Origin of the sequence: Leucobacter chinensis, from assembly GCF_019049105.1 — a bacterium.
Classification (GTDB): Bacteria; Actinomycetota; Actinomycetes; order Actinomycetales; family Microbacteriaceae; genus Leucobacter_A; species Leucobacter_A chinensis.
This window is the reverse complement of the sequence record NZ_JAHQZR010000008.1, coordinates 22,586-42,570: the sequence shown is the minus strand read 5'-3', so window position 1 is coordinate 42,570 and position 19,985 is coordinate 22,586. Positions and strand designations below refer to the sequence as shown.

Genomic DNA, 19,985 nt, shown 5'->3' with positions numbered 1-19,985 from the left:
GCAAGAGAGGCATGGCCCACCCACCTGAAAGCAAATTCTCGGGCTTTCCCGAAACATTCACCGCAGCTTGCCGAGCACATCGCGCACGATGCGCTCTTTCGCTTCGGTGAAGGGCGGCATGATCGTGGGGCCGAGGGTGTCTGGCTTGAGCGGCTTCGAAAGCACCGGCTTCGCGTGACTCATGAGGTCGAATGAACGCTTGCCGTGGTACGCCCCCATGCCGCTCTCGCCAACACCACCGAAGGGCAGCTCAGGAACGGTCAAGTGCAGCACTGGCGCGCCGAAGGTGAGCGCCCCCGATGAGGTCTCTGTTTCCCACCGCTTGCGCGTCTCGGGGTCGGTGCTGAACACGTAGGCGCTGAGGGGCGAGTCGCCCTCGTTCACCAGGTCAATGGCATCGCTGAGGTCGCTCACCTCGATCAGCGGCAGAATCGGGCCGAAAATCTCTTCGCGCATGACCGGGGCATCGCGCGGCACGTCGGCAAGGACGGTGGGCGCAATGAAACGGTCACTCAGTCGGTACGAGCCGCCCGTCACTACCCTGCCATCGCCGAGAAAGTCGATGAGCCGCTCGCAGTGCCGCTCGCTCACGATTCTCCCGAAATCCGGATTATCGTGGATCGCAGTACCGTACATGAGCTCGACCGCCCGGGCGAGGTGAGGCTCGAGCGCGGCCAAGGTTTCTCGTGACCCGAGTACGTAGTCAGGAGCCACGCACGTCTGGCCCGCGTTCATAAACTTCGCCCAGACGATACGCTTTGCGGCAGCGGCCAGCGGCACGCTCTCATCGATGTACAGGGGCGATTTGCCGCCCAGTTCGAGCGTTGTTGGCGTGAGATGCTCGGCCGCAGCACGCGCAATAATGCGCCCCACCCTGCCGTTGCCCGTGTAAAAGATGTGATTGAAACGGTGCTCAAGCAGCTCGGTCGTCTCTTCAACCCCACCCTCGATGACCCGCACGGCCCGCACGTCAAGGTACGTGACGAGTCGCTCTGCAATCACACTCGAGGTGTTCGGTGCAAGCTCACTCGGTTTCACGACCACGCAGTTACCCGCGGCGATCGCTCCAATGACGGGCGAGAGGGCCAGCATGAGCGGGTAATTCCACGGCGCGATCACGAGAACCGTGCCGAGAGGCTCTGGGGTGATCCACGCGGTCGCTGGCATGACCACCGCTGGCACAGAGACTCGGCTCGACGCCGCCCACGAGCGCAGGTGTTTGAGCGCATACGCAATCTCGGTGCGCAAGAACCCGATTTCGGCGACCTGCGATTCAACCGGCGACTTCCCGAGATCGGCGAAGAGCGCCTGCTCGATCTCGGCCTCGCACTCGACAAGCATTCGATCTAACGCTCGAAGCTGCCCCTCGCGCCACGACAGCGGCCGTGTCACTCCGTCACGAAACGTGTTTCGCAGAGCGTTGACGTGTACTTGGATCGGGCGCTGATCGTTCATGGCCCAAGCCTACGCGAGAAGCCTTGGGTTCGTCAGTGAAGCGCTGGAACGATGAGGTAGATGCCCACGACGACGCACAACACCGAGGCGATGAAGCACACGTTTGCGGCAACGGTTGCCCATTTGGGGCGACCAATCTCGACCACGTCATCGTCTTCGTCGTCACGGGCTGGGCCGTCTGGTTCGAACGTACCGTCTTCACGAATGACCTTGGGCCCCGGCATGGCGAGAAAGCGAATACCCAACGAGTAGAGAGCAACGACTCCCGAAGAAGCAAGAATCGCTGCGAGAAACACCTGGATAAAGGCGAGCCAGTCGATCATTTGTTTGTACCGTTCTGCTTACGTTCTTTTTTCTCGCGCTTCGCAGCTTCTTTCGCGGCCTTCTGCGCAGCTTTCAGAGCACGCTTGCGCTCCTTGTCTTCGGTCGCTGCCGACATTGCGATGTTCGTGAGCGGGGGCAGCGTGCCGGTCTCGGTCTTCACGCGGCGAACCTTCGCCTGCTTGATGCGAATAGCGTGGCCCGACTCGGCAACGTCTGGAACGGGAACAGCGTTTCCAGCGTGCACCTTGTTACGGCTCGAGCGCCAGAAGATGAACAGGATTACACCGAGTCCAATCACCGCGTCAATGATCAGACCGACGGTACCAAGATGGGCGATCAGCGCCGCAATGGCGCCAATGGCGGCCGAAGCGGGAAGCGTCATCAGCCAGCCGAGGCCAATACGGCCCGCGGTGCGCCAGCGAACCGTTGATCCGCGGCGGCCAAGGCCCGAGCCGATCACCGAGCCTGAGGCGACCTGCGTGGTCGACAGAGCGAAACCGAGGTGGGTCGAGGCAAGAATCGTCGCTGCCGTCGAGGTCTCAGCCGCAAAGCCCTGAGCTGGTTTCACCTCGGTCAAACCCGAACCGAGCGTACGAATGATGCGCCAGCCACCCGAGTACGTGCCGATGGCAATAGCGAGGGCACAGGCGACGATAACCCAGAGGTGCGGGCCCGTTCCTGCCTCTTGGTGCCCCGACGCAATGAGCGTGAGGGTAATGATGCCCATCGTCTTCTGCGCATCGTTCGTGCCGTGGGCAAGCGCGATGAGTGACGACGAGGCGATCTGAGCGTAGCGAAAGTGGCCGCGCCCGTCGGGCTTACCGTCGTGACGCCGAGTGATGGCATACGCGACCTTCGTTGCGGTGAAGGCAACGAGCCCCGCGGTGAGCGGCGCCGCAACGGCGGGAATGAGCACCTTTGAGAGCACGCCGCCACCGTTAATCGCGGTGACACCGGCGCCAACAACCGCGGCACCAATGAGGCCGCCGAAGAGGGCGTGTGAAGAGCTCGAGGGCAAGCCGTACAGCCAGGTCACGAGGTTCCAAACGATCGCGCCCAGGAGGCCTGCGAAGATGAGCTCGGGGGTGATCAGCACTCCCCCATCGCCCTCGTTGATGATGCCACCCGAGATCGTCTTCGCGACTTCAGTAGAGAGGAACGCACCAATAAGGTTGAGCACCGCGGCTAAGAGCACCGCCGTTTTGGGTTTCAGCGCACCGGTCGCGATGGGGGTAGCCATCGCATTCGCGGTATCGTGGAATCCGTTCGTGAAGTCAAAAAACAGGGCTAGCGCAATAACTAGCAGCACAATGAGTGTGAAATCCAACGGTATCTTTCGTGTGGCAAGTAACCTAGCGATCGGAACTCTTGAATGAATGGCGAGTGAACACCAGGCATACCAAAAGGAACCTCTGCACATATTCCCACCTCACTAAGCGGTCGGTCAAGCTGGAACCACGTACCGAAGGTGAACAGTAGGTAAACGAAAAAACCAAGGCTACAACCTAGGAGCAAATCATGAGTGAAGTCAACGATTTTCTGCCCGAACAGGGCGCCATCACGATGTTCTCAACCGACTGGTGCGGCTACTGCAGGCGCCTCAAAACGATGCTCGACCACGAGGGCATCGGCTACACCGAGGTGAACATCGAGCACACCCCCGGCACACCCGAACTCGTCGAAGCCCTCAACGGGGGCAACCAGACGGTGCCCACCGTCATTTTTGCCGACGGAACCGCAGCGACGAACCCCTCGCTCGCAGAGGTAAAGGCACGCATCTAGCGAACCCGGCCTTGCCGAGTCGCTAACCGAACGTGACCCGCACCTCGTCGTAGCGCTCGTCGGGAACCGTCTTCGTTCTGCCAGAGACCTCGGCGAGGGGTGTGAGCACGATGCGGTCACCCTTCAGCGCCGTCACGACGCCCCACTGGCCGTTCTCGGCGGCGTCAGCTGCGGCGATGCCGGTGCGCGTCGCGAGTACGCGATCAAAGGCGCTCGGCGATCCGCCTCGTTGTACGTGGCCGAGCACCGTCGCTCGCGTCTCAATACCGGTGCACTGCTCGATGAGCGGAGCGAGCACCTCGCCGACCCCGCCGAGGCGTTCCCTGCCAACAGCGTCAGCGCCCTGCTGCGTCACGGTGTCGTGACCCTCGAGCGTAAAGCCCTCGGCAACAACCACGAGCGGGGCGCGGCCACGATCATGCACGTGCTGCACCCAGGCACAGACCTGCTCGAGCGTTTCTGGCCGCTCTGGGATGAGCATGAGGTGCGCACCGCCGGCGATGCCAGAGTGCAGCGCGATCCACCCCGCGTTTCGACCCATCACCTCAAGAACCATGCACCGCTTATGCGACTCACCCGTCGTGCGAAGCCGGTCGATCGCCTCGGTCGCGATGCCAACCGCGGTGTCAAAACCAAACGTCGCGTCGGTACCCTCGAGATCATTATCGATCGTCTTGGGCAGGCCAATGACGGGAATGCCGTTGCGGTGCAGCATGCCAGAAACCGTTTGCGTGCCCTCGCCACCGATGAGCATGAGCGCGTCGACACCCGAACGGCTCATGAGGGAGCGAATGCGGTCGTAGTCTTCGGGTTCACCCTCCCACGAGGTGAAGGGGTTCACACGACTCGTGCCGATGATGACACCGCCGAGAGGCGAGATACCCCTCACCGCGCTACGATCAAGCACGATCTCGTCGCCGTCGAGAAAACCACGCCAGCCGTCGCGAAACCCGACCATTTCATGGCCGTGCCAATCGACGCCGCGCAAGACCGCGCCTCGAATAGCCGCGTTCATTCCCGGGCTATCGCCACCTGAGCAGAGAAGACCAATTCGCATACCACGAGCTTAGCCCCACGCCAGCGTTATCTGGCGGCGATAGCTTGCTCGAGCACGCTCATGAGCGTGAGCAACTGCACCGAATCGTCGTCTTCGCTCTTGGCCTCGGCCCCATCGAGCGCACGCGCTGCGAGGCCCGCCTTGCTGTCGATGAGCTCGGCGATGCGGGCATCGATCGTTTGCGCCGCGACGATACGCCATGCGGTCACGGGCTCTTCCTGCCCGATGCGGTGCACGCGGTCGATCGCCTGCGTCTGCTCTGCGTCGGTCCAGCTGAGTTCTGCAAGCACCACGTTCGACGCCGCTTGCAGGTTGACCCCGACGCCAGCCGCGGTGAGCGAGCAAACGATGATTTGCACCTCTGGGTCGTTATTGAAGCGGTCAATCGCCTCTTGGCGTGCCTGCGCGGTCTGGTCACCGCGAATCGTCGTCGTGCCGATGCCGCGCTCGGCGAAATCGTGCAGGGCTCGATCCATCACGTCGATGTGCTTCGCAAAGAAGACGACCTTGCCAACCGAGCGCGCGAGCTGCGCCGCATAATCGGCGGCGAGCCCGGCTTTTGCCTGGCCGATCTCGCGCACCATCGTAAACACGTTGAGGCCGCTCTGTGCGTTCGAGTCTTCAAGCTCCTGCGCACAGATCATGCGAATGATCGAGGCGTCACTGAGTTCTGCCCCGAGACGGCCCGACTTCGTACGGTCGTAGTTTGCGAGCAGACGATCGCGCAGCTGCGCCTCGGCCGCGAGAATGCCCTTGCCCTCTTCTTCATCGAGTTCGACGGGCATGTCGACGATGCGCTTGGCGGGAAGGTCAGTCGCGACATCGATCTTGCGACGGCGCACGATGCCCATTTCAATGACCTGTTCACGAGCGTTCGGGTAGAAGGCCGAGTCGGCCGGCGTGTAGCCGAGGTGCTCGAGGCGAGCCATAAGTTCGGGGCCCGGCTTTTCAGCGTCGGTCCACCCCAGGAAGCGCCAGATGGCCCTGAAATCGTCAACGTCGTTGATGAGCGGGGTACCCGTGAGGGCGATGAGCAGCGGGTTATTGCCCGGCGTGCGCTCCTTGATGCGTTGGGCGATCGAGAGCACGTTTCGTGAGCGCTGCGACTGCGTGTTCTTGATCATGTGCGCCTCGTCGACGACCATACCCTTGAACCCAAAGTCCTGAATCCAGCTGAGGTGGCGATCGAGAATCTCGTAGTTCACGATGAATACGTCTGCGAAGGCGTCGACCTCTTTGCCGTCACCGTGAATCACGGTAGCGCGTCGATTCGGGGTCCACCGTTCAACCTCGCGTGCCCAGTTCATTTTGACGACGTTTGGCACCACGACGAGCAGCGGGTAGGCGTCAGCGACCGAAGCCGCTATGGCCGACTGCGCGGTCTTGCCGAGGCCCGGCTCATCAGCAAGTAAGAAGCTTCGATGGCCCTCGCGCACCGACTCGACAAAGCGTGACTGGTGCATCATCAGTTCGAGGCCACGGGGAGAAATATGATCGACCACGGGCGCCTCTGGCAACTGCATGCAGGCGTACCCGCCGCCGCCCTGCTCGAAGCTCTTGAGCAGTGGCCCAAGCAGCTCCCAGTTCGCGAGCCGCACGGCAGGCGTTGGCTTCGCTTTGGGCTCGAGATCGGGAGCAAGAAACGGGCTCGCGAGCAAACGCTGCTCGATTCCCTGTGGCCGCACCTGCCGCTCGACAAGCTCTTCTGGCACGAGCCGCTTCTTTGGCTCAACCTTGAGATCTTCTTCAGGCACCGGTGAACCAGCCTGAACGAGCATCTTGCGCTTGAGCGCACGCGTCGCGTCAGAGACGGGAGCGTCTGGCTCAAGCAGCGTGATGAGACTCGTGTCGCGCGCCGCTGACTTCGCGAGAATACCGGCGACCCCATCAAGCCGCTTCAGGGTCTCGGCGCGCTCGGCGTCACTCACGCTCTCGTCGCTGCGCACCCGACTGAGCTCTTCGCGCATAAGCAGCGCGATGACGTGAAACTTCGTACGAATTTGTGCGTTTGCTTTGCCGCGTTGAGCACCGGCCTCGACCTCGCGCACGGCACGGGCAAGCAACGGAATAATGCCCTCGTTGTGGGTGTGCTTGCGCTTCGTTGCCTTCGCGTTCGACGAGTTCTTCGTCTGCTGGTTCGTCTGGCGGCCGCCCTGACGCGACCTTGAGCGTGCGCCCTGGTCGGCCTTCGCGGTTTGCTCCTCTTTCGGGGTCTTCGAAGCCCCTTCCCCGGTACCCGCGGCAGCCGCGAGTTCACGTGCGAGCGAATCAACTCGTTCTTCGACTGAGGGTTCGACCGCTTCGGGTTTGTCAGACATACGTCTCCTGATGCTGTGGTGCGAGCGTGCGTGACACAAAACTTTGTCACGAAAGAAAGAATGAGCGCCCTGGCCTGACTCGTTCGTCGAACGGCGACCAGGAGGGTCGCATTCAGCTTACAGGATACGTCACCAACTTGGGCGAGTGATCAGGAGCGTTTAGTCTTCGTGTTCAAGCTCGAACTGTACGAGGTCGCGCACCCGAGCAACATCGTTGTTCATCGTTTCGATGAGCGCTTCGATGCCCGTAAAGGCGACCATGTCACGAATGCGGTGCGTGAAGTCGATGGTGATCTCTTCACCGTAAATATCGCCCTCGAAGTCGAGCAGATAGGCTTCGACCCGCGACTGCCCCTCGGGGGTAAACGTCGGGTTGTTGCCAACCGAGATTGCAGCAACCACGGGCTCACCCTGAACCATCGCGATGCCGCCATACACGCCGTCGGCAGGCACATAGCCGTCGACCTGTGTAGCCCCGTCAAAGGGACCCAAGTTCGCTGTCGGAAAACCGAGTTCACGCCCACGGGCATCGCCGTGAACGACAAGGCCACGAACCTGGTGCGGCGCACCCAGCAGTCTGGCCGCAAGCTCGACGTCACCCTCGTCGAGCGCCTGGCGAATGCGGCTCGATGAGATACGGCCAAACTCGGCGTCGGCAACCTCATCAATAACCTCGACGCTGAAGCCAAGCTCTTTTCCGAGCTCGGCGAGCACCTCGGGCGTGCCGGCTGCCTTTGAACCGAAGCGAAAGTCATCGCCAACGATCACGTGAGTGACGTGATTTGCCCCGACGAGCTCCTGCTTCACAAAGGCTTCAGGGCTCAGCGTCGCAAAGGGCTCGTCGAAATCGACCATGATCACCCGGTCGATGCCAACATCAAGCAACGTCTGGGCCCGCTGTTCGGGGCTCATGAGTGGCTTCGGGCACTTGGCCGGGTTGAGGTAACTCAGGGGGTTTTGCGTGAATGTAAACACGACCGCCTCGGCGTCGCGCGCTGCCGCCTCTTCAATGAGCCGAGCAAGAATATGCTGGTGGCCTCGGTGCACGCCCTCGAACTTGCCTATTGCAATGACGCTCGAACGGGTCATGAACCACTCTTTCTTGTGCGGGCGAGCCAAATGAGGCCGAGCACCGGCAGCACCAGGGGAATATAGCCATAGCCAGAGCCGAAGCCAGACCAGACCGAGGGGTGAGCAAAGAGGCTCGGGGCCGTCACGCTCAGAACACCCACAACAACGACACCGATGAGCTCGAAGCTCAGCGCGACCCAGGCGACCTTGCGCCACACGCCACGGCGTTTAATGAGCGCGATCGATGCCACGATGTACACCACACCGGCAACGGCCGAGAGCACGTACGCGAGTGGGGCTTCGTCGAACTTCGTCAGGATTTGGTAAACCGATCTGAACGTCGCGGCAACCGCCAGCACAAGGTACACGGCAATGAGCACCTTGGCCAGCCCGGTCAACCGTTCGGCGTCAGAACCCTCGCCCTTCTCGTGTGAGTGCGGCTCGTTCTGTTGCGAAAGGATTTCAGATGACACGCCCCAAGTGTAACGCTTCTGTGTGTTTAGAAGCCTGACGGTGTTCCAAACCACAGTACGAGCATGCGCCACGTCATCACGAGCACGGCAAGTTGCATGACCGACAGCACAAGATTGGCCCACTTCGTCTTGTCAACGAGCGCCCAAATACCGGTACCGATGGGAAGCGCAACGGCAACGATCATATACATCCAGATCTCGAGCATGTCGCCCTCGGCAGGGTTGCCGGTGAGCGGTGCGACGATCATGATGATCACTTGCACAACGAGCAGCACCGCGGTCGCGACGACCGGCAAGATCGAAAAGTCATTGGGCCCCCGCTTCGTGGTGAACACCCCGAGTGAAAGCACCGCGCCGATGAACGAGACGATCATCGTTATCACGGCATACCAGTGGATCATTGCTGGCCTTTCTCATTCGTTGACGGCGCTGGAAAGTTGGTCACCGCTTTGATTCTGCCCTTAACCACCGACACGAGGCCAACGAGCCACTCTTCCGGTCCTATCGCAGCCGCAAGCGCAACATCGTCGCGATCCGCATCGGGCCGCTTGCCATTCGACAGGTCGATCGCACGCTGCTCATCAAGCTCGATGACGTCAAAGAGCGCTCTCGCGACCGCTGTCGGCGTGACCGCGCTCTCAGCCCCGTGCCCGTCAGCGAGGCCCTTGGTCGTGACAGCGTCAACCGTGACGGGGGTACGCCGTGACGCCCGCGCTTCGTCGCCGAGCAGAGGGGCTTCCAGTTCACGGTGGTCTGCCAGGCGAAACGGCCCCACGGCGGTGCGACGCAGCGCCGTCAGGTGCCCGCCAACCCCGAGCTCTGAGCCCAGGTCGCGTGCGAGCGCCCGAATGTAGGTTCCTGACGAGCAGTGCACCGTGACGTCGAGATCGAGCACGGGCTGGCCGGCCGATCCTTTTGCCTGGCGCAACTCGTGAACAACGAACGCGAAGATCGTGACGGGGCGGCCTTTGAGCTCGACCTCTTCGCCAGAGCGCACCCGGTCGTACGAGCGTTTGCCATCAACCCGAATGGCGCTCACTTTGCTCGGAACCTGTGTAATATCGCCACGCAACAACTCGACTGCGGCTTCGATCCGCTCGGCGGTAAGGGCTTCGACAGCCCCTTCTGGCGCGGTCTCAGTCACCTCGCTCATGCGGTCATCGCTCAACGTCGCCTCACCCAAGCGAATCGTCGCCGTGTAGGTTTTGTCGAGCCCGACCATGTGGGTGAGCAGCCTCGTTGACGGCCCCGCCCCGAGCGTGAGCAGGCCGGTGGCCATGGGGTCGAGCGTGCCCGCGTGCCCGACCTTGCGGGTACCGAGCACCCTTCGCGCTTTGGCGACGGCGTCATGACTCGTCCACTCCTCATCTTTATCGACGAAGAGAATTCCGTTGACCATCGCGGCTCCGTTCACACTCGTTTGTACCGGTGTCGATGGTATCGCACGCAGCACCTGACAGGCCAAGACGGCGCCCACGCAGTAGGGTAGTTGCGTGCTTTCTGATGACGACCTTTCACAGCGCCTGAACACCTGGTTTCGCGCTGAAGCGAGGCCCCTGCCCTGGCGTCACCCCGAGGTGACCGCGTGGGGTGTGCTCGTTTCAGAATTCATGTCGCAGCAGACACAGGTCGAACGCGTCGCGCCGCGATGGCAAATGTGGATCGAGCGCTGGCCATCTGCTGCCCAGCTCGCGGCCGAGGCGCCGGGCGAGGCGGTCAAAGCGTGGGATCGCCTCGGCTACCCGAGGCGAGCGCTGTGGCTTCACCGCACGGCCGAGATCATTGCGACCGAGCACGACAACGTGGTGCCGAGCGACGTCGAAGCCCTCCTCGCGCTTCCCGGCGTCGGCACTTACACGGCCAGGGCCGTGGCAGCCTTCGCTTACGGCGAGCGTCACCCGGTCGTCGACACGAACACACGCAGGGTGCTCGCAAGAGCGCGGCACGGCATCGCGCAGGCAGGCATGCCCGCCGACCGCGATCTCGCCGACCTCGAAGAGATTTTGCCTCATGACCGTGCCGAAGCGGCCACCTTCAACGCGGCCATCATGGAGCTCGGTGCCGTCATTTGCACGGCACGCGCGCCACGCTGCGAGGTCTGCCCCATTGCCGATTCGTGCCGCTGGGCTGCAGCTGGCTACCCAGACAACGCGCCAGAGAAGCGCCCAAAGCAGGCCCGCTTTGACGGTAGCGACCGGCAGGTGCGAGGCCGCATCATGGCGCTCATGCGAAAGGCCTCGGCCGGGGTCTTCCCAGCCGAGGCCCTCGAAGCGGCCCGTTCGGGGCCGCTCAGCGACGACGAGCAGCCAACGCGCGCCCTTGCATCACTCGTGAGCGATGGGCTCATCGTGCGTCAGGGCGAAGAACTGCAGCTGCCGTAAGTCGCGTTCTAGTCGTTCTCGGTCTCGTCGCTCTTGTACGCGTGCTCATCGCCCGCGTATGAGGCGTTCTTTGCAAGCTCTGCCGCCTCTGCGTCGCGGCGCTTCGCCTCGTCGAGCAGCGTCGTCATCTGCTGCGCGTTTTCAGGCAGCTCGTCGGCGATGAACTCGAGCGTGGGCGTCAGACGAATGCCGAGCTCTCGGCCGACCTCGCTGCGCAGCATACCGGTCGCCGCTTTGAGGGCCGCGGCCGAGTCTGCACGCTCTTCGTCGGTACCGTACACGGTGTAGAACACGCTCGCGTGCTGCAGGTCACCGGTCACCCGCACGTCAGTGATGGTGACGAAGCCAAGCCTCGGATCACGAAGACCCTTTTGCAGGCGAAGCGACAGAATCTGCTGAATACGCTCAGCAACTTTCCCTACGCGTGGGCTAGTCATTGCTGTTCTCCTATCTGAGATAGAAAAAGAGGGGGCGGGGCGGTGTGCCCCGCCCCCTCTCAATCGTGATTAATCGCGGGGCTTCTCAACCATCTCTGTGGTTTCGATTTCGTCACCCTCTTGAATGTCGTTGAAGGTGCCGAGGCCGATACCACATTCGTAGTCGGTCTTCACCTCAGTAACGTCATCCTTGAAGCGACGCAGTGACTCGATCGCGAGACCGTCGGCGAGAACAACGCCGTTGCGAATCACGCGAGCCTTGGCATTTCGAGTGATGGTGCCGCTGCGCACGATAACGCCGGCAATGTTGCCGAACTTCGATGAGCGGAACACTTCGCGAATCTCGGCGACGCCCGACTGCACCTCTTCGTATTCTGGCTTCAGCATGCCCTTCAGCGAGTTCTCGATGTCTTCGAGAGCGCTGTAGATCACGTTGTAGAAACGAATGTCGATACCCTCGCGTGCTGCACGCTCGCGAGCCTTGACGTCGGGGCGCACGTTGAAGCCGATGACAATGGCGTTGTCGATCGTTGCAAGGTCGATGTCGCTGGCGGTAATCGCACCAACACCGCGGTGCAGAATACGCAGCTGAACCGAGTCGTCGACCTCGATCTTCATGAGCGACTCTTCCAGTGCCTCAACAGCACCCGAAACGTCACCCTTGATGATGAGGTTGAGTGCCTCAACCTTGCCATCTTCAAGTGCCTTCGTGAAGTCTTCAAGGCTGATGCGCTTGCGTGCCTTCGCGAGCTGTGCGTTACGCTCTGCAGCCTCACGCTTCTCAGCGATCTGGCGTGCGGTGCGGTCTTCGCTCGTCACGATGAACGAGTCACCAGCGCGTGGCACGGTCGACAGGCCCTGAACGAGCACGGGGCGTGAAGGCCCTGCCTCGAGCACGGCGTCACCGTTCTCGTCACTCATGGCGCGCACACGGCCGTAGGCCATGCCTGCGACGATCGCGTCACCAACGCGCAGCGTACCCGACTCGATGAGCACGGTTGCAACAGCACCGCGGCCCTTGTCGAGCTTCGCCTCAATCGCGACGCCACGAGCCTCTTTATCGGGGTTCGCGCGCAGGTCGAGACCAGCGTCGGCGGTGAGCAGCACTGCGTCGAGCAGTTCGTTGATGCCCATGCCCTGCTTCGCCGAAACGTCGACGAACATGACGTCGCCACCGTACTCTTCAGCGACGAGGTTGAACTCGGTGAGCTGCTGACGCACCTTGGCTGGGTTTGCACCGTCTTTATCGACCTTGTTCACTGCGACAACGATCGGCACGCCGGCCGACTGCGCGTGGTTCAACGCCTCAATCGTCTGCGGCATGATGCCGTCATCGGCCGCAACCACGAGGATCGCGATGTCGGTAACCTGGGCACCACGAGCACGCATAGCGGTGAACGCCTCGTGACCCGGGGTATCGATGAAGGTGATCGCACGGTCGTTGCCGTCGTGCGTGGTGTGCACCTGGTAAGCACCGATGTGCTGGGTGATGCCACCGGCCTCGCCGCCCCCAACGTCTGCCTTGCGAATCGCATCGAGCAGGCTCGTCTTACCGTGGTCAACGTGACCCATCACGGTCACGACCGGTGGGCGTGCCTCGAGAACGTCGTCGCTCTCTTCTTCAAGCTCAGCCTCGATATCGATGTCGAAGCCCTCGAGCAGCTCGCGGTCTTCGTCTTCTGGCGAAACGACCTGAATCTTGTAGCCGAGCTCGTCTCCGAGAATCTCGAAGGTCGACTCGTCAAGCGACTCGGTTGCCGTTGCCATTTCACCGAGGTGAAAGAGAATCGTCACGAGGTTTGAGGCGCTCGTATCGATCTTGTCAGCGAAATCGGCAAGTGATGCGCCTCGGCGAAGGCGGATCGGAGTTGATCCGTTGCCGCGTGGTACCTGAACGCCACCAATCGACGGTGCCTCGCGCATCTCAAATTCTTGCCGCTTTGCCCGCTTCGACTTGCGCGCCTTGCCCTTCGACCCGCCACGGCCAAACGCGCCAGCGGTACCTGCGCCACGGCCGGGACGGCCGCGACCTGGGAAGCCGCCGCCTGGGCGTGGAGCGCCGAAGCCACCGGGGCCACCGCCCTGACCTGGGCGTGCGCCCTGGCCCTGCCCCTGACCCTGGCCTTGTCCCTGCCCTGGGCGCGGAGCACCCGGGCGTGGCCTGCCGCCGCCACCCTGACCGGGGCGTGGAGCGCCGGGGCGAGGTGAACCTGGGCGTGGAGCCTGTGGGCGCGGAATGTTTCCGGGGTTCGGGCGCTTGCCCATGCCCTGGCTCGACGAGAACGGGTTGTTACCGGGACGCGGCGGGCGAGGAATCGCCATACCCTGGTTCGTCGAAAACGGATTATTGCCGGGACGTGGTGCCTGCCCCTTGGCATCAGCTGGCTTCGCAGCGCCGGGCTTTGCAGCCGCGGGCTTCGGGCCGCCTGGCTTCGGAGCGGATGCCTGTGCGTCAGCCGCAGCAGGCTTCTGTGCGGCAGGCTTTGCCGCGGGAGTTGCTTTCTCAGCGGGCTTCTCGGCAGCCTTGTTGGCTGCCGCGGGGCTCACTGGCTTCGCGTTTGCGGGCTTGGCAGCGGCTGGCTTTGCGGCACCGGGCTTCGCCGACCCGGGCTTCGCAGCGCCAGGCTTTGCGGCACCGGGCTTCGCGGGGCTTGGCTTTGCCTGTGGCTTTGCCTCGCCTTGAGCGTCTGAACCGCTCGTGACGCCCGATTCTTTCAAAAGGTTTTTGACTTTGCGTGCAACCGGAGGCGCAACGCTGGAAGAGCTCGCTTTCACGAACTCACCCATCTCTTCAAGTTTTGCTAGTACGACCTTGCTTTCAATGCCCAATTCGGCAGCAATTTCGTGTACGCGTGGGTTTGCCACTTCTCTCCTGTCTAGGTGGTTCACGCTAGACAGCAGCGGGAACCATAGTTATTTGACGGGCCTCATTTTGAGCCACTCATGAGTTGTCCATCATCGTTTCTAGCCTGTTCTCTAGTTCGGCGGTGTCGAGTTTGACTGACACCCGCAACGCCCTCGGGAAGCCCCCGCGGGTCATCGCTCGTTCGATACATGCTCGGCTGCGGTGAAGCCATGCGCCACGACCAGGAAGACAAGCCCCCTCATCGATCACTACACGGCCATTGCGCTCCACGACTCGGAGCAAAGAGCCCCTCGAAGCGCGCACACCGCACCCAACGCAAGATCGGATCGCTTCCATCGTACCAGCTACTTATTCATCCATCACTGAGTCTGGCTGAATGTCGATTTTTGCCCCGGTCAATTTCGCGGCGAGACGGGCGTTCTGCCCCTCTTTGCCGATCGCGAGCGAGAGCTGGAAATCGGGCACGAGCGCGCGAACCTGTTTGAGGTCTTCGTTCAGCATGAAGGTGTCGGTCACCTTTGCCGGCGAAAGCGCGTTAGCCACGAAGGTCGTGAGGTTCGGCGAGTAGTCGACAATGTCAATCTTCTCTTCGCCGAGCTCGGCCATGACGGCACGCACGCGACGCCCCATCTCGCCGATGCAGGTTCCCTTAGCGTTGATCGCAGGATCATTCGACTTCACGGCAACCTTCGAGCGGTGGCCTGCCTCGCGCGCGAGCGACACAATCTCAACCGTGCCGTCGGCAATCTCGGGAACCTCCAGTGCGAAGAGCTTGCGCACGAGCTGCGGGTGCGTGCGCGAAACGATCACCTGCGGGCCCTTCAGCCCCTTGGCGACCGACGTGATGTACACGCGAATGCGCGCGCCGTGCGAGTAGTCCTCACCCGGCACCTGCTCTTCGGGAGGCAAGATTGCCTCGATCGTGCCGAGATCAACGTGCACCATGCGCGGGTTTGGCCCCTGCTGCACGACGCCCGAAACGATCTCGCCCTCTTTGTTGCGGAACTCGCCGAGCACAACGTCGTCGGCGATGTCCCTGAGGCGCTGCGAGATAACCTGCTTCGCGGCCCCCGCGGCGATGCGCCCGAAGTCATCCATGTTCACTGGAGCCTGGCCAATGACGTTCTCGTCAGCGTCGCGCTCTGGAACGAGCACGCTCACGGCGCCGCTCTTACGGTCGACGGTCACGCTCACGTCTTCGGCATCGATGGTGCCGAGCCCACGCTCGAGTGCGTGCTTGACGTATGCCTGCTGAATCGCAAGTTCAATAATTTCGATGAGTTCACCGAAGGGAATCTCACGCTCGCGTTCAATTCCCCTGAGCTCTGTGAGCGGTATCTGCACGGTGGCCTCCTAAGTATTCAAATGTTGCCCGCTGCGCCATGCGCCGCCATCGTGACCTGCGGCGCGGGGCTGCATCCCAGCGGTAAGGTGAAAAGTCTACTAGATTTTGGCACCCCGTGGTTCTAAACCCTGGACGATGCCGGCGGCCCGGCGGCCCCGCAACCCGACTGCCCGGCGGCCCCGCGACCCGGCGGCCCCGCAACCCGGCGGCCCGACTGCCCCGCGGCCCGGCACGCGGCACGCGGGTCATAGTGGCACGGGACACGCTGCGACGCTCAGCGTGCAGGTTTTTCTGGCGGATCCGCTTCAGCTCCGGGCCAACCCGCCTTTCTCACCCCGATGCGTCATCGAGTGGTCAAAAAGTGTCGATTATCGGGGATAATTTCGACACTTTTTGACCACTCGATGGGTGGAAGTGACCACACGACGGGGGCGGGAGGGCGAAGAGCGCGAAGGGCACGAAAGGCACGAAAGGCACGAAAGGCACGAAGGGCGAGACGGGGTACGGGTGCCCCGGGCAAAGAAAAAGGTGGTGCCCCTTTCGGAGCACCACCCGTTATCGCGTGAAGCGAAAACTTATGCAAGCTTAACGCCAGCGCCAGCCTCTTCGAGCTTGGTCTTAGCAGCTTCTGCATCTTCCTTGCTTGCGCCCTCGAGCACAGGCTTCGGAGCCTCTTCAACGAGAGCCTTTGCCTCGCCGAGGCCAAGGCTGGTGATCTCGCGAACAGCCTTAATAACCTGGATCTTCTTGTCGCCAGCTGATTCGAGAATGACGTCGAACTCGGTCTTCTCTTCAGCAGCAGCCTCGCCGCCACCTGCAGCAGGTGCAGCAGCAACAGCTACGGGAGCTGCAGCCGAGACCTCGAAGGTCTCCTCGAATGCCTTAACGAACTCTGAGAGCTCGATGAGGGTAAGCTCCTTGAACTGCTCGAGCAGCTCTTCAGTTGACAGTTTTGCCATTGTTTTCTCCCTTAAATGGTGCCCTGAAGTCGGGCTAAATTGTTGCTTGTTCTGCGTGAGCCGTAGGGCTTACGCATCCTGCTTGTCACGCAGCGCGCCGAAGCCGCGAGCGGCCTGTGCGAGCGGGGCGTTGAACAGTTGTGCAGCACCGAACAGCGATGCCTTCATGGCGCCGGCGGCCTTGGCCAGCAGCACCTCGCGGCTCTCGAGCTCGGCAAGCTTGTTGACCTCGTCGGCAGAGATGGGGTTTCCGTCGAAGAAACCACCCTTCACTACCAGAAGAGGGTGTGCCTTGGCGAAGTCGCGCAGACCCTTTGCAACAGCAACCGGATCACCGTGAACGAACGCGATGGCCGAAGGGCCCTCGAGCTGGTCGTCAAATGCGGTGATGCCTGCGTTGTTTGCGGCAATCTTGGTCAGCGTGTTCTTCGCCACGGCGTACGATGCGTGCTCACGAATGGAGTTGCGCAGTTCACGCATTTCTCCAACGGTGAGACCGCGGTACTCGGTGAGCAGGACAGCGGTTGACTCTTCGAATTTCTTCTGAAGAGCCGCTACCGAAGCTTCCTTTGTCGCCATGGCGCTCCCTAGCTTGTCGAAACACGAACAACGGGTGTCGTTCGCGGGCCGCGGACCGAAACTAAAAAAGCTCCGGCACGCATGCACGGAGCTTCCGATTGCACCACAGAGGGAGAATCATCACTTTCGTACCTGCGCTGGTCTTCACTTGCGTGAACGTTCCGAGATCGTTGCGGATCACTACCGGCGGTCTTTGGCCAAGGATCAGAATACACGATGCGCGGCAGCGTGCGCAAGCTCGACCCCGAGCCCGGAGCCCGGAGCCCGGAGCCCGGAGCTCAGACCTCGCAGCCCGCAGCCCGCAACCCGCAACCCGCAACCCGCAACCCGCAGCCCGCAGCACACTGCCACACCCGCAGCCAGGAAGCGGGGCGCTAGCCCTCGCCCTGCGGCGTGCGCAGCATGTACCCTGATCCGCGCACCGTGCGGATCATCGAGTCGCGCCCGGCGTCGATCTTCTTGCGCAGGTACGAGATGTAGAGCTCGACAATGGTCTGCTTGCCCTCGTAGTCGTAGCTCCACACCCGGTCGAGAATCTGGGGCTTCGAGAGCACGCGGTCGGGGTTGCGCATGAGATAGCGCAAGAGTTCGAACTCGGTCGTTGAGAGTTCGATGGGGTCGCCGCCTCGCGACACCTCGTAGGTTTCTTCGTTGAGCACGAGGTCGCCAACCCGTATCACGGCGTCGTCGGGGTCGCCGAAGCGCCGCGCACGCCTCACGACCGCGCGGAGTCTCGCGCTCAGCTCTTCGAGGCTGAAGGGCTTCACGACGTAGTCGTCTCCACCGGCGGTGAGCCCCGCGACCCGGTCTTGTACGTCGGTCTTGGCGGTGAGAAACACGACGGGCACCTCACTGCCCGATGCGCGCAGCTTCGAGAGCACCTGCATGCCGTCGAAGTCGGGCAGCATGATGTCGAGCACGATCACGTCGGGGGCGAATTCGGCCTCTTTGACGATCGCCTCGGCACCGGTCGCGGCCGTCTCGACGATGAATCCCTCGTGCCTCAGCGCGAGCTCAAGCAGGGTGCGGATCGAGGCCTCGTCATCGACAACGAGCGCTCTGAGCGGCACGTTCAACTCGTTCTCACGATCAGCGTTCGAATGACCTGGTCGACGAGGCCGAGCAGCCGCTCGATCTCGGCGTCGTCGCGATCGACCCAGCGGCACTGCGGGTCGCCGACGGGCACGAAGTCACGATGTTCCTCCCACACCATGAGGGTTCGCTCGGCGCCGAGCACGTACTGCTGCCACCAGATTTGGCGCAGGTAGTGCTTCGGAATCGAGCGCCAGGGCTTGTTCGTGGTCTTAATTTCGGCGAGCTCAAGCGCCCCGCCATCGCGCTCACCGATGCCGTCGGGCGTCGCGAGGTGACGCATGTCGGTTGGCGCGTGAAAGAGCGCCTGGCTCGAGGTGATGTCGTACTCCTTGAGTACCCAGTCAGCGATCTCTGGCTCCCTGCGCTTGCCGTGTTCGGTGAAGGCGTTGCCGGTGAAGCCCGAGCCGTACAGCTTGTTCCACGCGACTTGCTCGACCGACTTCGGGGTCGAGAGCTTCGCCGCGTCGGTGGCCGTGATGCCCCGTGATCTCGCACGCAACCACTCGGCCCGGTTCGTGCCATCGGCTACGACACGGTCAAGGTACGAACGCGACTTCAGAGGCTGGGTATTCATCAGAGCCATCTTATTGCTGAGATGGTGAGGAGTCGCTGACCGAGCGCTTTTCACGGTAGTGCACGGTCGAGCGTTCGCCTTCCCGGTTCACGTGGGTCTGGGTGCCGGGCACGATGTCGGTGTTGTGGGCGGTCACCGTGATCCACCCCGCTTGCCTCCGTTCGACGACGAAAGTGAAGATGCCGTCGCGCGCCCCCGCCTGCTCGCCCTCTGGCGAGACCTGGCCAGCAAGGCTCCACTTGCTCTGCACAACGGCGGCGTCTGGGCCGAGCTCCCGCACGCGAGGCTCGCCCATCTCAATCACCGAGCCAGGAAAAATCTTCGTGAACCCGAAGTGGTGCTCCTCGCGAATACTGTCACGATCATGCCACCAGAGCCCGACGACGTTCACGAAGTCAGCGTCTTCGGCGAAGAGCTGCGAGAGCTTCTCGGCATCGCCGGCGTTCCACGCCGCCTGCCATTCTGAAACGACCATTGCTGGTGACTGCATGGGTGCCCCTTACTTCTTTGTTGCTGTTCGTCTGCCGCGTGCCCGTTACCCCTGGGCGAAACTCACCGGCGATCCGCCGTCGTTTGCCGATGTCTGCCCCTGGCCGGGGTACGTGTTGCCCGGAAAAGGGTGACTCGGGTACGGGTAGCTTGGGGCGCCATAGCCCTGGCCCGCATACCCTGGGGCGCCGTAGCCGGGAGCGCCATACCCTTGACCGCCTTGCGCCGCGAGAAACTGCTGCGAGGCATACTGCCACTCGACGAGCTCCTGCAACGACTGCGCGACACTCTTAACCCTGGGCACGTTAAAGAGCACAAACGGATCGGCGCCTGCCGACTGCAGCACGATATTGCCCGCGCCAAAGATCCGCTGAAAAAGCCCGCGCTTTACGGTGAGTTCACGAATCTGCGTGAACGGCACCTCGCTGCGGTCGCGGGAGAGCACACCGGAGCGCACGATCACACGCTTCGTCGTTACGACCGTGGTGCGGCCAAGCCAGCGGAAGAACGGAACGAGCACGAAGAGGAAGACCACGAGTGCTCCTCCGCCGAGCACCGCCCAGTTTTTCCACTCTTCATTGAAGCTGCCCGCGTAGAACGGAACCACGCCGCAGGTCGCGATCACAATGAGTGCCGACCAAAAGAGATGCCTCGCCTGCCTGCGCAGGGTCAGTACCTTCAGCTCGCCCAGCTGCATGTGTGCGGGTGCAGCCAGGACCTCGTCGAGGCGCTGTGCCACATCGCTGGCGGGAGGCTTAGAACTCATGATGCCATTCAACA

General features: G+C 62.3%; 22 protein-coding genes. 3 read left to right on the top strand and 19 right to left on the bottom strand.

The window, feature by feature from the left end:
• Positions 1-57 precede the first annotated feature (57 nt).
• Genes KTJ78_RS09770 through KTJ78_RS09760 form a run of 3 tightly spaced genes read right to left on the bottom strand, consistent with a single transcriptional unit; the run spans position 58 to position 3,106 of the window.
• Complete coding sequence (locus KTJ78_RS09770; RefSeq protein WP_217135171.1) at positions 58-1,455, bottom strand: aldehyde dehydrogenase family protein; 1,398 nt, start codon at positions 1,453-1,455, stop codon at positions 58-60.
• A gap of 32 nt (positions 1,456-1,487) precedes the next feature.
• Positions 1,488-1,778, bottom strand: coding sequence for a hypothetical protein (locus KTJ78_RS09765; RefSeq protein ID WP_217135169.1), 291 nt, complete (start codon positions 1,776-1,778; stop codon positions 1,488-1,490).
• On the bottom strand, positions 1,775-3,106 hold the full coding sequence (locus KTJ78_RS09760; RefSeq protein WP_217135167.1) for an inorganic phosphate transporter: 1,332 nt from the start codon (positions 3,104-3,106) through the stop codon (positions 1,775-1,777). The genes KTJ78_RS09765 and KTJ78_RS09760 overlap by 4 nt, the downstream gene beginning before the upstream one ends.
• Before the next feature lie 191 nt (positions 3,107-3,297).
• Between KTJ78_RS09760 and KTJ78_RS09755 the strand changes: the two genes are divergently transcribed.
• Positions 3,298-3,561, top strand: coding sequence for a mycoredoxin (locus KTJ78_RS09755; RefSeq protein ID WP_217135166.1), 264 nt, complete (start codon positions 3,298-3,300; stop codon positions 3,559-3,561).
• A 22-nt stretch (positions 3,562-3,583) separates the two neighbouring features.
• Here the strand turns inward: KTJ78_RS09755 and KTJ78_RS09750 are convergent, their stop codons facing one another.
• The 6 genes from KTJ78_RS09750 to truB all read right to left on the bottom strand — a co-directional run bounded on the left by KTJ78_RS09750 (position 3,584) and on the right by truB (position 9,879).
• Positions 3,584-4,618 (bottom strand): 6-phosphofructokinase, encoded by a 1,035-nt coding sequence (locus KTJ78_RS09750; protein ID WP_217135164.1) that lies wholly within the window; start codon positions 4,616-4,618, stop codon positions 3,584-3,586.
• Positions 4,619-4,644: 26 nt separating this feature from the next.
• Positions 4,645-6,936: a DEAD/DEAH box helicase gene (locus KTJ78_RS09745; RefSeq protein ID WP_217135162.1), complete on the bottom strand. Its 2,292-nt coding sequence runs from the start codon at positions 6,934-6,936 to the stop codon at positions 4,645-4,647.
• Positions 6,937-7,095: 159 nt separating this feature from the next.
• The gene (locus KTJ78_RS09740) at positions 7,096-8,025 is read right to left on the bottom strand and encodes a bifunctional riboflavin kinase/FAD synthetase (RefSeq protein ID WP_217135160.1); all 930 of its coding nucleotides are present in this window, start codon (positions 8,023-8,025) and stop codon (positions 7,096-7,098) included.
• Entirely contained in the window at positions 8,022-8,405 is a 384-nt protein-coding gene (locus KTJ78_RS09735) for a hypothetical protein (RefSeq protein ID WP_254259582.1), read from the bottom strand. The genes KTJ78_RS09740 and KTJ78_RS09735 overlap by 4 nt, the downstream gene beginning before the upstream one ends.
• 101 nt (positions 8,406-8,506) lie before the next feature.
• A complete protein-coding gene (locus tag KTJ78_RS09730) occupies positions 8,507-8,881 on the bottom strand; it encodes a hypothetical protein (protein ID WP_217135157.1) in 375 nt (124 codons plus the stop codon).
• The gene (truB, locus tag KTJ78_RS09725) at positions 8,878-9,879 is read right to left on the bottom strand and encodes a tRNA pseudouridine(55) synthase TruB (protein WP_217135155.1); all 1,002 of its coding nucleotides are present in this window, start codon (positions 9,877-9,879) and stop codon (positions 8,878-8,880) included. The genes KTJ78_RS09730 and truB overlap by 4 nt, the downstream gene beginning before the upstream one ends.
• A gap of 94 nt (positions 9,880-9,973) precedes the next feature.
• On the opposite strand from truB, the gene KTJ78_RS09720 reads away from it, so the two are divergent.
• Positions 9,974-10,861, top strand: a complete 888-nt coding sequence (locus KTJ78_RS09720) for an iron-sulfur binding domain-containing protein (RefSeq protein WP_217135153.1) — start codon at positions 9,974-9,976, stop codon at positions 10,859-10,861.
• A gap of 8 nt (positions 10,862-10,869) precedes the next feature.
• Here the strand turns inward: KTJ78_RS09720 and rbfA are convergent, their stop codons facing one another.
• The 6 genes from rbfA to rplJ all read right to left on the bottom strand — a co-directional run bounded on the left by rbfA (position 10,870) and on the right by rplJ (position 17,047).
• The gene (rbfA, locus tag KTJ78_RS09715) at positions 10,870-11,298 is read right to left on the bottom strand and encodes a 30S ribosome-binding factor RbfA (protein ID WP_217135152.1); all 429 of its coding nucleotides are present in this window, start codon (positions 11,296-11,298) and stop codon (positions 10,870-10,872) included.
• 69 nt (positions 11,299-11,367) lie between these two features.
• Positions 11,368-14,163: a translation initiation factor IF-2 gene (gene infB, locus KTJ78_RS09710; protein WP_217135150.1), complete on the bottom strand. Its 2,796-nt coding sequence runs from the start codon at positions 14,161-14,163 to the stop codon at positions 11,368-11,370.
• A 76-nt stretch (positions 14,164-14,239) separates the two neighbouring features.
• Entirely contained in the window at positions 14,240-14,500 is a 261-nt protein-coding gene (locus KTJ78_RS13965; protein WP_369808060.1) for a YlxR family protein, read from the bottom strand.
• Positions 14,501-14,512: 12 nt separating this feature from the next.
• Positions 14,513-15,508: a transcription termination factor NusA gene (gene nusA, locus KTJ78_RS09700; RefSeq protein ID WP_217135146.1), complete on the bottom strand. Its 996-nt coding sequence runs from the start codon at positions 15,506-15,508 to the stop codon at positions 14,513-14,515.
• Between the two features lie 576 nt (positions 15,509-16,084).
• Positions 16,085-16,468 (bottom strand): 50S ribosomal protein L7/L12, encoded by a 384-nt coding sequence (rplL, locus tag KTJ78_RS09695; protein WP_217135144.1) that lies wholly within the window; start codon positions 16,466-16,468, stop codon positions 16,085-16,087.
• Positions 16,469-16,537: 69 nt separating this feature from the next.
• Complete coding sequence (gene rplJ, locus KTJ78_RS09690) at positions 16,538-17,047, bottom strand: 50S ribosomal protein L10 (protein ID WP_217135142.1); 510 nt, start codon at positions 17,045-17,047, stop codon at positions 16,538-16,540.
• Between the two features lie 216 nt (positions 17,048-17,263).
• On the opposite strand from rplJ, the gene KTJ78_RS09685 reads away from it, so the two are divergent.
• A complete protein-coding gene (locus KTJ78_RS09685; protein ID WP_217135140.1) occupies positions 17,264-17,425 on the top strand; it encodes a hypothetical protein in 162 nt (53 codons plus the stop codon).
• Here KTJ78_RS09685 and KTJ78_RS09680 read toward each other — a convergent pair.
• From KTJ78_RS09680 to KTJ78_RS09665, 4 genes are read right to left on the bottom strand one after another with little or no spacing between them, the layout of a single operon-like run.
• Complete coding sequence (locus KTJ78_RS09680; protein ID WP_369808059.1) at positions 17,422-18,117, bottom strand: response regulator transcription factor; 696 nt, start codon at positions 18,115-18,117, stop codon at positions 17,422-17,424. The genes KTJ78_RS09685 and KTJ78_RS09680 overlap by 4 nt on opposite strands.
• 2 nt (positions 18,118-18,119) lie before the next feature.
• A complete protein-coding gene (locus tag KTJ78_RS09675; RefSeq protein WP_254259575.1) occupies positions 18,120-18,716 on the bottom strand; it encodes a YqaJ viral recombinase family protein in 597 nt (198 codons plus the stop codon).
• A gap of 10 nt (positions 18,717-18,726) precedes the next feature.
• Positions 18,727-19,206, bottom strand: a complete 480-nt coding sequence (locus KTJ78_RS09670; protein ID WP_217135132.1) for an SgcJ/EcaC family oxidoreductase — start codon at positions 19,204-19,206, stop codon at positions 18,727-18,729.
• A 45-nt stretch (positions 19,207-19,251) separates the two neighbouring features.
• Positions 19,252-19,971, bottom strand: a complete 720-nt coding sequence (locus tag KTJ78_RS09665) for a PH domain-containing protein (protein ID WP_217135130.1) — start codon at positions 19,969-19,971, stop codon at positions 19,252-19,254.
• Between the last annotated feature and the right edge of the window lie 14 nt (positions 19,972-19,985).